Genomic DNA, 14,091 nt, shown 5'->3' on the forward strand with positions numbered 1-14,091 from the left:
ATGCGAAGAACACGGCGAATCGCGTTGGGCCTGGCCGGCGGGTTGCTCGGCGCGCTGGTGGTCGCCACCTCCCCGGCACAGGCAGGCGAGCCGGCGACCGGCGAACAGGTCAGTGTGGACCAACTCGACCGCGGCCTGATCAGCGTGCGGTCCTCGGCGGGGAACTTCGTCAGCTGGCGGCTGCTGGCCGACGACCCGGACGGGGTCGCGTTCAACGTCTACCGCGGTACCACGAAGGTGAACCCCACCCCGGTCACCGGCGCGACCAGCTACCACGACCTCGGTGCGCCGCGCGGCGCGGTCTACACCGTGGCCCCGGTGGTGGCCGGCGTCGAGCGGCGCGCACAGTCCTCAACGGACTCGCTGGTGTTCGCCGCCGACTCGATGGACGTGCCGTTGCAGATCCCGCCGAGCGGCACCACGCCCTCCGGCGAGAACTACAGCTACGTGGCCAACGACGCCAGTGTCGGCGACCTCGACGGCGACGGGCAGTACGAGATCGTGCTGAAGTGGGATCCGACCAACGCCAAGGACAACTCGCAGTCCGGGTACACCGGGAACACCTACCTGGACGCGTATCGGCTCAACGGCACCAGGTTGTGGCGGATCGACCTCGGGCGCAACATCCGCGCCGGCGCGCACTACACGCAGTTCCAGGTGTTCGACTACGACGGCGACGGCCGGGCCGAGGTCGCGGTGAAGACCGCGGACGGCACCCGGTCGGGCACCGGGCAGGTCATCGGCAGCTCGAGTGCGGACTACCGCAACTCCAGCGGCTACATCCTGTCCGGACCGGAGTTCCTCTCGGTGTTCCGGGGCACCGACGGCGCCGTGCTGGCCACCGCCGACTACGTCGTCCCGCGCGGGAACGTCGCGTCCTGGGGCGACAGCTACGGCAACCGGGTGGACCGTTTCCTGGCCGGCACGGCCTATGTGGACGGTTCGCAGCCGAGCATCATCATGGCGCGCGGCTACTACACCCGTTCGGTGGTGGTCGCGTGGGACTTCCGCAACGGCGCGCTGACCCGGCGCTGGACGTTCGACTCCAACTCGTCGACCAACGGTTCGGCGTGGACCGGAAAGGGCAACCACCAGCTCTCAGTGGCCGATGTGGACGGTGACGGCCGGGACGAGATCATGTACGGCTCGATGGCGGTGGACGACAACGGTTGGGGGCTGTGGCAGAACAACACCCAGCACGGCGACGCCTACCACGTCGGCGACTTCATCCCGTCCCGGTCCGGACTTGAGGTGTTCAAACCGTCGGAGTCCGGGAGCAACCCGGCACACTGGATGGGCGATGCCAGGACCGGACAGATCATCTGGAGCGCGGCCGCCTGCAACTGCGACAACGGCCGGGGCGTCGCGGCGGACATCTGGTCGGGCAACGCCGGCGCGGAGGCGTGGTCCAACTCGGTGTCCGGCCTGCGCAGCGGTACCAACGGAAACCAGGTGGCCAGCCGCAAGCCGGGGTCGGCCAACTTCGTGATCTGGTGGGACGGCGACGCCCAGCGGGAGCTGTTGGACGGCACGAACATCGACAAGTACGGCACCGGCGGGGACACCCGCCTGCTGACCGGTTCTGGGGTGGCGTCCAACAACGGCACCAAGGCCACCCCGGCGCTGTCGGCCGACATCCTCGGTGACTGGCGTGAGGAGGTCATCTGGCGCACGTCGGACAACCGTGCCCTGCGGATCTACTCGACGACGGACTCCACGAACATCTCCCGGCCGTCGCTGATGCAGGACCGGCAGTACCGGGTGGCGGTCGCCTGGCAGAACACCGCCTACAACCAGCCGCCGCATCCCAGTTTCGCGATCGGCTGACCGGACGGGAGAACTGGCCACGTGCGCGCACGTGGCCAGTTCTCAGTCCACTACGGACACTCCCATCGAGCGGGCGGTGCCCGCGATCGTCCGCATCGCGGCCTCGAGGTCGGTGGTGTTGAGGTCGGGCAGCTTCCGCTGCGCGATCGCCCGCAGCTGTTCGGTGGTGAGCGCGCCGGCGCCGCGGTGCCCGGGTCGATCGGAGCCCTTGCCGCCCAAGGTCTTCCTGATCAGGAACGCCGTCGGCGGGGACTTGAGGAGCAGCTCGAACGAGCGGTCATCGAAGACCGAGACCACGACGGGCACCACGTCACCGCGCTGACCGGCCGTGCTGGTGTCGTAGGCGCGCTTCACCTCGACCAGGTTCACGCCGGTCTGTCCCAGCATCTTGCCGAGGTCGACCATCGGCGCGTCGCCCGCCGGCAGCTCGAGGGTTATCCGGAACGTCTGCTTCTTCGCTTTTTTCGGTGGCATGCGCCGGACGCTAAAGTCTGCCGTAACGAGAGACTCAAGTCAGTTCAGCGCGTCGAGCCGGTCGCGGTGTGTCGGGGTCAGCTCGACCCGGCCCGCCGCGACGTTCTCCTCGAGGTGGGCGATCCGCGCGGTACCGGGAATCGGGAGCATCACCGGGGAGTGGTCGAGCAGCCAGGCGAGCGACACCTGCGTCGGCGTGGCGCCGACCTCGGCGGCCACCTCGGCGATCGCCGCCTGCTCGGCCAGCTTGCCCCAGGCCACCGGCCGCCACGGCAGGAACGCGATGCCCGCCGCCGCGCAGGCCGCCAGCACCGGCTCGTGCTCGCGGTCGAGCACGTTGTACCGGTTCTGCACGCTGGCCACCGTCACCAGCTCGCGCGCGGCGCCCAGTTCCTCGACAGTGACCTCGGACAGCCCGATCCGGCCGATCTTGCCTTCGTCGCGCAGTTCGGCCAGTGCGCCGAGCTGGTCGGCCAACGGGGTGTCCTGGTCGATCCGATGGAGCTGCAGCAGTTCGATCCGCTCCAGCCGCAGCCGGCGCAGGCCGGCGTCGACCTGGTCGCGCAGCGACGACGGCCGGCCGTCGGATCGCCACTCGCCGCCGGGCCCGGTGCGGGTGAAGCCGACCTTGGTGGTGACCAGCAGATCGTCCGGGTACGGGTACAGCGCCTCGGCGAGCAGCTCCTCGTTGGCGCCGCCACCGTAGAGGTGGGCGGTGTCGATCAGGGTCACGCCGAGCTCGACGGCCCGCCGGGCGAGCGCGATGGCCGCCGCGCGGTCGGCGGCCGGCTCGGCCGGCAGGTGCATCGCGCCGAACCCGAGCCGGCCGACGGTCAGGTCGCCACCGATCTGGAAGGTAGTCATCACCCGCGACCCTACGTGCCCAGCCGCCGGGTCGGCCCACGGTGCCCGCAGCGACTACGGAGTGTCGATGGGTGGGGTCGGTTGCGTAGTTTTGGTGGCCCCGGTGTAGCCATAAGGTCGCTCACAGCGAAGTTGCGCCTTGACGGCACGCACGTTTCCAGCTAAACAAAGACAGACCTAATACAACCGGGGGTAAACCCACATGCCTGGGTCGCGAATCCAGGTGCTCGTCATCACCACCGACGCACTGAGCAGACTCGGGCTGGCGACGACCCTGCGGGACCACGCGCAGATCACCGTCCTGCCAGAAACATCCCGGCAGGACGACCCGGACGTCGCCGTGCTCGCTCCCGGCTGGCTGACCGAGACCGTCCCCGCCGAGCTGTGGGCCAGGGTTCCCGACGTGCCAACGGTTCTGGTCTCCGACCACGCGTCAGACCAGGCGGCCGACCGCACGGGCGACCTCACCGCGCTGGCCGCCAGGCGAGTAGTCTCCGTGGTCCCGAGGCACTGCCCGCCGGCGGAGTTGGCGCGCCGGGTGGTGGCCGCGGCGGCGCTCGCGGGCGCCGACCAGGAACAGACCCTCGCCGCGCTCCGTCTCGAACAGCGACCGGTCGGCCCCGCGCAGGCCGAGCTCAGCCAACGTGAGCTGACCGTGCTGCGACTGCTCGCCGACGGCCTGCGGATCGAGGACATCGCGGGCGAGTTGGCCTGCTCGGAGCGGACGGTGCGCAACATCGTCTACGGCCTGGTCCGCAGGCTGAACCTGCGCAACCAGGCGCACGCGGTGGCGTACGCCGTGCGCACCGGGCTGGTGTGACCGGAGAACAGAGAGGCAGCGCGCGGATGACCGAACAGACCGTTGTGGTGCACGCGACGGATCCGCTGCTGTACGCGGGCGCCGTGGCCTGTCTGCGCAGCCGGCCCGAGATCCGGCTCGTCCCGGCCGCGGACTCGGCCAGCGCCGGCGTGGTGGTGCTCGCCGAGCCGCGCGTCACCCAGGCTCACCTCGGCGTGCTCGAACCGGACGGGCGCACCCGCCACGGCGTGCTGGTGACCGACGACCTGCCGGCCACCGGCCTGCTGCGGGCCGTGCACTGCGGGGTCGTCGCGGTGCTGCCGCTGCGGGCGAGCACGGGCGCGGACCTGGTGCGCGCCGTGCTGTCGGCGGGCGACGGCACCGCGAACTTCCCGGCAAGGCTGCAGGGCGAGCTGGTGGCCGAGCTGGCTCGGGTGCGCGAGCGCGTGCTGCCGGCCCACGGGCTCACCGTCTTCGGCCTCACCCAGCGGGAGACCGACGTGCTCGCCCTGATCGCGGAGGGCTTCGACACCACCGAGATCGCGGCGAAGCTGTCCTACTCGGTGCGCACGGTGAAGGCCGTGCTGGCCTCGCTGATGACCAGACACGGGCTCCGCCACCGGGCGCACGCCGTGGCCTTCGCCGTGCGCTCCGGGGCGTGTTGAGCCGAGTCAGCTGGCCTGTGCCGTGGCCTCGGTGACCAGCCGGGCGACCCGGTGCTCGATGCGGTCGTTGTCGGCCGGCGAGACGCTGAGCCAGTCGTCCTCGCGCACCACGAGGTAGCGGCCGTGTTTGGTGTCCGACCAGCACACCGGGCGCGGCGAGCGGTAGGTCCGGCTGGACCTCCCGCTCGGCACGGTGACGCCGAACTGGCCGCCGCCGATCCGGTCGGCGGCCAGCGTGGTCAGCGTCGATGCGTCCTTTGTGGACACCCCGGCCCTGGTCAGCGTCACCCGCTCGTCATCGTCGTCGAACGGGTCGTCCAGCGCCGAACCCTCGCCGGCCGCGCTCTGCACCGCCCGGTAGGACACGGTCATCGGCGACGCGGTGCCCGGCTTTCCCTGTGGCAGCACGCCAACCAGTGCGGACACCTGTGCCGTCGGCCTGATCTCGGTCATCCGGACGCGGTCCTCGTGCTGCACGGCGAGCAGCCCGCCGGAGTCGCCGACGACGGCGACGGCCATCGCCGGCTCACCGTCCACATAGCCGACGACGTCCAGGGCGATCCGGTACCGGCACAGCGTGTCCAATGTGGACGCGATGAGCGGACCGGGTTTGGTGCCGGTCGCGAGCCCGCGGTCGGCGAGCTCGACGAACATCTCGGCGGTCAGCTCTTTGCGCTCGGTGGCGGTCAGTCCGACGCTCGGCACGGTCAGCGGGTACGGCGGCCTCGGCAGGTCGAGCACCTCGAGCAGCAGATCGACGTGCTTGGCCGAGAGGACGAGCACGGATCCGCTCACGAATCATCCTGCTTGGGCTTCTTGCCGCCGATCACCGACGGCGGCAGGTCGACGCCGGGCACCTCGAACAGGTCCTCGTCGACGCGGTACGCGGACGACCGTTCCTTGTCGTCATCGCCCTGACCGCGTCCCCCACCCATGCCAGGCGACATGCCGCCGCCCTGTCCCGGCGCGCCACCGATCGAACCGCCGAACCGGCTGTTCGCCAGTTCGCCGGGGCCGCGCATGCCGGGCTGGCCGGCACCGGCGTTCGCCGGCGTGCCGGCACCGCCCATGCCGCCCCCCGGGCCACCGCCCGGCAGGTTGACGCCCCTGGGCGGCATACCGCCACCACCACCGGTGCCCATGCCGGGTCCGCCACCGGGGTTGGTGCCCCCTGGGCCGAACCCGCGCCCGGGGAGGTTGGGATTGTTCGGGTTCTGCACGCCGCCAGGGGGAAGGTTGGGGTTGCTGGGGTTGTTGCGACCGCTGGGACCGTTGGGCCCGAACGCACGCGGGCCACCGGGCGGCCCGTAGGGCAGCGACGGGTCGTAGCCCCCTGGGCGCTGGGAGGTGGGCAGGTTCGGCGCGCCGGGCGGCCGGCCGCCGGGAATCGCCGGGTTGAACCCGGACACGGTCGTGCTGCTGTTGGGACCACCCGGCTTGGGCGGCGACGGCATCGAGATCGTCGGCGAGTCCATCGACCTCGGCATCGAGACCTGCGGGATGGTCGAGGACGGCATGGTCGGCATCGGCGGCTGCCACCCGCCAACGCCACCGGGGCCACCGGCCGGCGTGGTCGGCAGCGCCGGGGACCCCGGCGGGACGCGCAACGCGTTCGGGTCACCGGCGCCGGGCAGCGACGCCGCCGGCGCGAAGGGCGTGGAGGACGCCGTGGTGGTCCCGTCGCCACCAGGGATGGCCTGGTTGAACGGGGTCGGCGCGACCGCACCCGGTTGCGTGACCTGGTTGAACGGGGTGGGCGCCACCCCGTTCTGCGGCGACTGCCCTTCGGCCAGGATCCTGGCCGACAGCTGTTCACTGGGGACGCCGTTCTCCTGCGGCGTGACCGGCCGCGCCAGGTTGCGCGCGGTGGTGCGGGAGATCGGGTCCGGCGGCGCGGCGAACACCGGGATGGACTGGTCGACGCTCCTGGACCGCTCCTCCATCCTGGACATCACCGCGACGGCCTCGCTCTGCGCGTTGGTCGCCTTGGCGTGCCCGGCGTGCAGGTCGTTGAGCGACTGCACGAACCCCGCCAGGGTCGGCTGGCTGTTGACCTTGGCGACCTCGGTCGCGAGGTCGAAGTCGACCGGCTCCGGCATGGCCGCCTTGGCCTCGGCCATGATCGTCGCCTGCTCGTCGAGCTGCTTGGAGACGCGCAACGAGATGGCCGAGGTGTTCGCGCCCCACTCACCGAGGCTGTCGAGCGCCTTCCTGGTGGCGGTGGCCGCCTCGCCCTCCCAGGCGCCCGCGCTCGCCTTGACGACGTCGATCATCGACAGCGACGACTCCAGCATGCTGTTGCTGGTCGTCGCCCACTCGGCGGCGAGCTGGGTGGCCGCGCCGGGATCGTTGTTGCCGTGCACCCCTTCGTAGAGGGCCTGGTGGGTGTACCCGGCCCAGTTGTGCGACTCGGTCAGCACCGGGTCCGCGCCGGTGAGGCCGACCAGGTCCGCGACCATGGCACGCTGGTCAACCGATAGCTCGTCACTCATGACTGCCCCTCGCTGGCTGGGCGCCGTGCACGGTCGCCCGATGAGATCCCGATGAGATGTTCGGTCACGGCCTCACTCACGAGGCGCCCTCGTCGGACGCCAGCCGCCGGAAGCGCGTGGCGTTGTCGTCGTCGAGCGTGCGGTAGGCCTGTACCGCCTCCCGCACGGCCGTCTCGGCCTCGGCGAGGGTCTGCCGGTACTTGCCGAGCATCTTCGTCAACGACCGGTCGGTGGGGGGTGGCTCGGCGTCCGTGCCGACCGGCTCGCCGTCCACCGCGGCGCGGCTCCAGAACTTTCCCTCCATCGCGCTGGCCACCGGGTTGGTGCCCAGCGGCACGGGGCGGGCGAGGCTGTGCAGCCGCCGCACCGCGAGATCCACGGCGTCCTGCTGCTCGCGCAGCGCGGTGAGCAGGCGCTCCGCCTCCTCCGGGTCGAGCCGCAGGCGGCCGGAGTCGACCGAGTCCCGCACCATGGTGACCGCGTTGGCCATCCGTAGCATCCCCGCGACCTGCGGCTCCTCGGCCAGCGGGGCGTCCTCCCTCGGCACGGCGTCGCGCATGGTGGGGGCGAGGCGCTCGGGGAGGTTGGCATCGCTGAGTGCGACCACGTGAGTATCTCCTTGGCTCAGGCGCGCGTCTGCAGCACAGTCTGTTCTTTTCCGGCTCTGCGATCATGCCAGTACGGGCTGTGTTTGCCGGATCGACCATCCAGGTTTGCCCTTGTCCCCCGAACGGGTGACGGCGCCCGCCTCCGTGTGGGATGGCGGGCGCCGTCGCCGGGGCGTGGCCCGGTTATGCCGTGGCGCAGGTGGCGCCGTTGAGCGTGAACGCGGTCGGTGCCGGGTTCGACCCGCTGTAGGTGCCGTTGAAGCCGACGCTCACCGTCGCGTTCGGCGCGATGTTCCCGTTCCAGCTCAGGTTCGTCGCGGTCACCGCCGCGCTGCCGGAGGCCTGCGTCCAGGTGGCGGACCAGCCGGGCGGGGTCAGCCGCTGACTGCCGGGGAAGCTGAACGCCAGCGTCCACGCGCTGACCGCGCTCGAGCCGGTGTTGGTGATGGCCACGCTGGCGGTGAACCCGCCACCGCCGCCCCAGTCCGACGCGCTGTAGGCGACCCGGCATGGACCGGCGCCGGTGCCCTCCAGCGTGGTGAACGCGACCGTCGCCGAGGACGTGGACAGGTTGCCGGCGCCGTCCCGCGCCCGCACGTACACCTCGTACTGGGTGCTGGGCGTCAACCCGGTCAGCGTGGTCGAGTTCGTGGTTGCCTGACCGAGCAACGCGTCGGTGGTGCCCTGTTCGCGGTAGACGTTGTAGCCGGCCAGCCCGCTGCCGCCGGTGTCGGTGGACGCCGACCACGACAACGCCGCACCGGTCGCGGTCACGCTGGCCGCGCTCGGGGTGCCCGGGGCCGACGGCGGGGTGGTGTCGCCGCTGCTGCCGCCGGCGAGGGCGTCGTGCACGGCGGTGTAGGCCTGTTTGCGCTGCAGGTTCGAGTCGGCCATGTGCGCCGAGCCCTCACCGGGGAAGGCGCTCGGGATCCAGGAGTACTTGTCGGTGTAGCCCCAGAAGGTCACCCCGACGCACCGGGTGACGCCGAGGCAGGCGTTCACCGCGTTGCGGTAGTAGGTGTTCTGCGTGCTCACCTTGTTCGAGTCCGACGGCAGCTGCATGCGCACGTCCAGCTCGGTGATCGCCACGTCCAGCCCGAGGTCGGCGAAGCGCTGCAGGTTCTGCTGCATCTGGCTCGGGAACCCGTACTGCACGGCGAGATGGCCCTGGAACCCGACGCCGTCGATCGGCACGCCCTGGTCGAGCAGGCTGTCCACCAACCGGTACATGCCGTCGCTCTTGGCGCCGAGGCCGTCGGTGTTGTAGTCGTTGATGTACAGCTTGGCGTTCGGGTCGGCCGCGCGGGCCGCGCGGAACGCGTCGGCGATGTAGCTCTCGCCGAGGCGCTGCAACCAGAACGAGTTGCGCAGCGAGCCGTCCTCGTTGAGCGGCTCGTTGACCACGTCCCAGGCGTAGATGTCGCCCTCGTAGCGGTCCATCACGGTGGAGATGTGCGTGCGCATCGCGTTGCGCATGGCAGTCGCGTCCAGGTTCTGTACCCAGCCGGGGGTTTGGCTGTGCCAGACCAGGGTGTGGCCGCGCACGGTCTGGCCGTTCTGTTGGGCCAGCGCGACGATCTGGTCCGCCCGGTTGTAGCTGAACCCGCCCTGGTTCGGTTGCAGGGCGTCCCACTTCATCGCGTTGGCCGGCGTCAGCTGACCGAACTCACTGTCCACAGCGGACAGATAGGGCGCGTCACTCAGCTCGTTGGTGTCCACCGCGGTGCCGACGAACTTGCCCCTGGCCGCCGCGTGGGACTGCAACGGCCCCGACGCCTGCGCCGGGGTGGCCGCGACCACTGTTCCGAGCACACCGATCGCGAGACAGCTCGCGGCGGTGAGCACCTTTCTCATCAACATCTCAGGCCTCCCGACCCTTGGTTCCGATCTCAGGTCCAGTTCCCGCCGCCATATGTCCCAATGCCCAGCGCGGCGAAGGGTCGCTTCGCCGCGCTGGGCCGGAGGGTGTGGCCCAACGTGGGTCGCCGGCCGGGCCACACCCTCCGGGTCAGGGGAAGAGCCTGCCGTACTCGGCCAGTGCCATCGCCAGGTCGGCCTGTGCCCAGAACCGGTGGTACCGGAAGCTGGGTTCGGACCCACCGGACAGGTAGCTCTGCACCTGCGGCCACGCCTGGTCGTCGCGGTACCACGACCGCAGGCCGATGAACGTCGACTGACTGTTGATCGTGTCGCCGTTGGCCATGGTGCCGCTGAACCCGCTCGGCACGTAGACCGGATCGTCGAACCGGTCGTAGTCGCCTCTGGTCTCGGTCACCGCGATGCCTCGGCTGTCCTGGTTGGGCGCCGCCCACATCGCGTCGAGCAGGTTCTTGGCCATGTCCCGCGCCGCGGTGTTGCCCGACTCGGACGCGTAGTGCATCAGCGTCTTCGCCAGCGCCGCGGTGATCCCGACGTCCTGGCCATGGGTGGCGACCGTGACGTGCAGGTTGTTGTTGGCACCCGGGTTCTGCGCGTTCCAGTTGTCCGGCTGGCCAGTCCACGTGAGATTGTCCGGAATGGACCAGGTGCCCTGGGCCGCGTTCACCGTGGTGTTGGCGATCGCCCACGGCACCCACTTGTCCAGCAACGTCTTCGCCGTGGCGTTGCCGGTCTGGTTGTACAGCTCGGCGATGCGCTCCATCGACCACGCCTGCATGCCGAACCACCGGTTGCTCGGCGGGTCGTGGTAGACCGGCTGCCAGTCGTAGAACATGCCGTAGAACGTCGCCGTGCCACTGGGTGGCGTGTCGTACCGGCCGCGCCAGCTGTTGGTCGCGCCACCGGCGATGCCGCCCTCAGCGGACTGCAGCCAGCGGTAGAACTCCAACTGCCGGGTGAGGCTGGTCGACCAGTCGGTCACCGCGCTCGGCGACTGCGGCCGCAGCGCCGGCACGTTGGCCAACGCGTAGGCGGCCAACGGGTTCTGGTAGCCGAAGTGGGACTGGCTGGACCCGATCCGCCACGCCCAGCCACCGGTGGTCGCGCCGCCCCAGGCGTAGTACCAGGACATCAGGTAGTGCGCGCTGTCCTTGCCGTTGCCGGCCGCACAGGCCGCCGGGCCGACGCAGTTGCCGATCTTCTTGAAGTACTTGTCGTACATGGAGTACCGCAGGTAGTCACCCATCTTCGCGGCCTTGGTGAGGGTGGTCGAGATCTGCGACTGGTTGCCCTGCGCGGTCGCCCACTGCAGCGCCCAGTAGGCCGCCTGCACCGCGCGCGCGTCCGCGTCCGGTGCGTTGGTGTAGCGCCACTGCGTCGCGTACTGCGCGTCGTCGACGAACAGCGGCAGGAACCCGTTGGTGCCACCGTCGTTGAAGCTCTCCCACGACGGGTGCGGCACCGTCTCCCACACCGACTCCTGCGGCCCGCGCTGGAAGGTGTTGATATAGGACGGACTGCCGGTGCCGTTGCCGCGCCTGCCATAGCCGTAGCGGTTGTCCACATCGAGCAGCCAGTGCATGCCGTAGATGTCCCTGGTGCCGTACGTGCTCTGCAACTCCCCGGCCAGCGGGTCGTTGCCAGGGGCCACGTTGGCGTCCAGCGGCACCGGGTAGTCGCTCGGCAGGTCCTCCTCCGGCGCGTAGGTCGCCGGGTCGGCCGGGTTGTACCCGGCGTTGCTCGGCTGGTCGGCCGCGGTCGGGATGATGTGGGTCTCCATCGAGGTCCAGGCCTGGTTGAACCTGGTCCAGTCCTGGGTCACCTGGCCGTACTGGGCCTCCAGCCAGATCCAGTAGCTGAACGCCTCCGAGGTGGTCACGTGCCCGTAGTCCGGCGCCTCCACGATCAGCGTCTCCACCGAGTGGTAGGGAATCGGCGGGTTGTGGCTGGAGAAGTAGCCGTTGGCCGGGTTCTTGATCTTGTCGTAGAGCGCGACGAACCGCTGCACGTAGCTGGACTGGTCGTTGTCGGCCTCGGTGGCGCTGATGGTCGCCGAGGTCTGGCCGGTCGCGCTCGCGGTGAACGTCGCGGTGCCGTTGGCGTTGTCGGTGTCCTCGGCCGCGGCCAACGTCACCGTCTGCGCCGTGTTCCAGTTGCTGGTGGTGAACGTTCTGGTCGCGCCGGTCTGCACGGTCAGGTCGGTGTCGCCCGCGGTGCGCGCGGTGGTCACCGTGACGTTTCCGCTTGGCTGGGCGGAAAGCCGGACCGCGACGTTCGCGGTGCTGCCCTCCGGCACGCTGATCGCGGCCGGGGTGGCGACCACCGACGGCCCGGTGTTCGGCGTGACGGTGACGTCCACCGGGGTGGAGTTGGTGAACGCGTCCTGGTCGTCGTGGGCCCTGGCGATCAGCACGTGGTTGCCGGCCGGGGCGTTGGCCCAGGTTCCGGTGTACGGGCTGGCGGTGTCGGTGCCGATGAGAGTGCTGCCGGCGTAGAACTCGACCCGGTCGACCGAGCCGTCGGCGTCGGCCGCGGTCGCGGCCAGCGGGATGCTCGACCCGGCGGTGTAGGTGGCGCCGGTGGCCGGCTGGGTCAGGCTCACCGTCGGCCCGGCGTTGTCGCCGGTGCAGGCGGTGCCGTTGAGGGTGAAGTTGGCCGGCGGCTGGTTGCTGCCGGAGTAGGTGCCGTTGAACCCGATCTCGGTGGACGCGCCGGAGCCGAGGTTGCCGTTCCACGCGAGGTTGGTCGCGGTCACGTTCGCGCCGGACTGCGACCAGTTGGCGCTCCAGCCGGGCAGGGTGACCTGTTGGTTGCCGGGGAAGGAGAAGCCGAGTGTCCACCCGGACACGGCGTCGCCGAGGTTGTTGATCTGGAGCCGGGCGGTGAACCCGGTGCTCCAACTGGTGACGTTGTAGTCCACCGTGCACGCGACCGCCCGCGCGCCGATCTCCGAGCTGGCTGGGACGGTGGTGGCGATGAGTGCCAGTGAGGCGATTCCGGCCGAGAGCGCTCCCAAACGTCGGGGTCTCATGTGTTCTCCGATGTGCCAAGAGGTGTACGAGATCGGGGAATGGGCACCGCCCCGACAACAGTGCCCCGAACGCCGCCCCGCACACGGGGTGCGGGGCGGCCTCTTCGGTTGGTCAGGTGCTTACAGCGGCGGGTACGCGTTCGCCATGAGCTCCTGGAACTGCGACGAGAACCAGTGTCCCGACACCGGTGCGTCGTCCAGCGCGCCGGACATGTTGTTCTGGTTGCGCGGGTTGCCCTCGTAGGTGGGGTCGCACATCCGGTCGAAGCCCTTGCCCTCGTCGTTGTCGATCTCCCGACTCGAGCCGTCGGACTCACCCGGCGGCTTGATCCAGACGTAGGCGTCGATCCCGGTCGCCGGGTTCGCCCGTGGCCGCTCGCCGAGGCCGGCTCCGGTCTGGTTGCACCAGTTGCCGGAGTTGAACCTGCGGTCGAGGCGCGACTCGTCGACGAAGGTGTTCGGGTCGGTCGACGTGCTCGCGGCGGTCGGACGTTCCGAGCCGCCCCAACCGTTGCGCGAGGTGTCGATCAGCATGCCGATGTTGGCGTCGAAGCACTGCGAGTCGGCGCCGGACCGGAACGCCTGGGCGAAGGTCAGCTCGTCGACGTAGCGGTTGTAGGAGATCCAGTCGGAGTTCTCCCTGACCGGCCGGCCGCCCACCGAGGTGCTGATGGTGAAGAACTCCTCGCGCAGCACGCTGTAGTTGGCGGTGTTGGCGATGAAGCCCCACACGTCGGCCGGGGTAGCGCCCTCGGCGTTGGCCGCCTGGCACATCAGCTGGATGGACGGGGTGAAGTTGTCGTCCCAGCCGATCCAGCCGTGGTGTCCGGCGTCGACGTAGTTGTAGACGTTGGGGATGTCGCCGAGCTTGCCCAGCGCGTAGCCGACGCCCTTGACGTAGTTGCCGTTGGCCTTCATGGTGTCGCACTGCGGCGTGGCCGTCTCGCGCGGCGAGACGTTGGTGACCAGGTTCGGCAGCGAGTCGATCTCGATGACCGTCACGATCCGCAGGTTCGCGTAGGCCGGGCGGGCCAGGATCGCGGCGATCGGGTCGATGTACTCGGTCTTGTACCGGCCGAGGTCGGTCGCGCCGAGCTCGCCGTTGGACGCCAGCGCGGCGCAGTCCCGGCCGGGGAGGTTGTAGATGACGACCTGGAAGACCAGCGGGTTGCCGGCGGACTGGCGCACGGCTTCGTCGAGGTGGGCCACCAGTCCTCGGCCGGTGGCGGTGCCGCTGATCGCCGCGATGCGGTCCATCCACACCCCGGTCGGCTGGTTGGCGATCCGGCTACCGCCGGACTCCTGGCTGGCGCGGGTCGACCAGTCGGGGTTGACGTACACCCCGGCGCCGACGTAGGGGTTGTTGGCCTTGTTCGGGTCGGGGTCGGGGTCGGGTCCTGGGCCGGGGTCCTCACCGGTGCAGGCGGTGCCGTTGAGGGTGAAGTTGGCCGGC

General features: G+C 70.3%; 11 protein-coding genes. 3 read left to right on the plus strand and 8 right to left on the minus strand.

The features are described 5' to 3' along the window. Complete coding sequence (locus ACYVIP_RS30465) at positions 1-1,827, plus strand: rhamnogalacturonan lyase (protein WP_460402543.1); 1,827 nt, start codon at positions 1-3, stop codon at positions 1,825-1,827. Positions 1,828-1,869: 42 nt separating this feature from the next. Here the strand turns inward: ACYVIP_RS30465 and ACYVIP_RS30470 are convergent, their stop codons facing one another. Then, positions 1,870-2,301: an uL11 family ribosomal protein gene (locus tag ACYVIP_RS30470; protein WP_460402545.1), complete on the minus strand. Its 432-nt coding sequence runs from the start codon at positions 2,299-2,301 to the stop codon at positions 1,870-1,872. 39 nt (positions 2,302-2,340) lie between these two features. After that, complete coding sequence (locus ACYVIP_RS30475) at positions 2,341-3,165, minus strand: aldo/keto reductase (RefSeq protein WP_460402547.1); 825 nt, start codon at positions 3,163-3,165, stop codon at positions 2,341-2,343. A gap of 202 nt (positions 3,166-3,367) precedes the next feature. Between ACYVIP_RS30475 and ACYVIP_RS30480 the strand changes: the two genes are divergently transcribed. Together ACYVIP_RS30480 and ACYVIP_RS30485 are read left to right on the plus strand one after the other, a co-directional pair. Beyond that, positions 3,368-3,985, plus strand: a complete 618-nt coding sequence (locus tag ACYVIP_RS30480; RefSeq protein ID WP_460402549.1) for a helix-turn-helix transcriptional regulator — start codon at positions 3,368-3,370, stop codon at positions 3,983-3,985. 26 nt (positions 3,986-4,011) lie between these two features. Further along, the gene (locus ACYVIP_RS30485) at positions 4,012-4,629 is read left to right on the plus strand and encodes a helix-turn-helix transcriptional regulator (protein ID WP_460402551.1); all 618 of its coding nucleotides are present in this window, start codon (positions 4,012-4,014) and stop codon (positions 4,627-4,629) included. A 6-nt stretch (positions 4,630-4,635) separates the two neighbouring features. Here the strand turns inward: ACYVIP_RS30485 and ACYVIP_RS30490 are convergent, their stop codons facing one another. From ACYVIP_RS30490 to ACYVIP_RS30515, 6 genes are all read right to left on the minus strand, one after another. Next, entirely contained in the window at positions 4,636-5,424 is a 789-nt protein-coding gene (locus ACYVIP_RS30490; protein ID WP_460402553.1) for an ESX secretion-associated protein EspG, read from the minus strand. Next, positions 5,421-7,121 (minus strand): WXG100 family type VII secretion target, encoded by a 1,701-nt coding sequence (locus ACYVIP_RS30495; protein WP_460402555.1) that lies wholly within the window; start codon positions 7,119-7,121, stop codon positions 5,421-5,423. Before ACYVIP_RS30495 ends, ACYVIP_RS30490 begins: the two co-directional genes overlap by 4 nt. Before the next feature lie 76 nt (positions 7,122-7,197). Then, positions 7,198-7,728 carry a hypothetical protein gene (locus tag ACYVIP_RS30500; protein WP_460402557.1) on the minus strand — a complete coding sequence of 177 codons (531 nt, stop codon included), beginning with the start codon at positions 7,726-7,728 and terminating at the stop codon, positions 7,198-7,200. A 184-nt stretch (positions 7,729-7,912) separates the two neighbouring features. Beyond that, positions 7,913-9,589 (minus strand): endo-1,4-beta-xylanase, encoded by a 1,677-nt coding sequence (locus ACYVIP_RS30505; protein ID WP_460402559.1) that lies wholly within the window; start codon positions 9,587-9,589, stop codon positions 7,913-7,915. 148 nt (positions 9,590-9,737) lie between these two features. Beyond that, entirely contained in the window at positions 9,738-12,638 is a 2,901-nt protein-coding gene (locus ACYVIP_RS30510; protein ID WP_460402561.1) for a glycoside hydrolase family 48 protein, read from the minus strand. Between the two features lie 120 nt (positions 12,639-12,758). After that, the coding region (locus tag ACYVIP_RS30515) for a glycoside hydrolase family 6 protein (protein ID WP_460402563.1) at positions 12,759-14,091 on the minus strand (1,333 nt) is incomplete at its 5' end.

Source organism: Actinophytocola sediminis, from assembly GCF_054779715.1.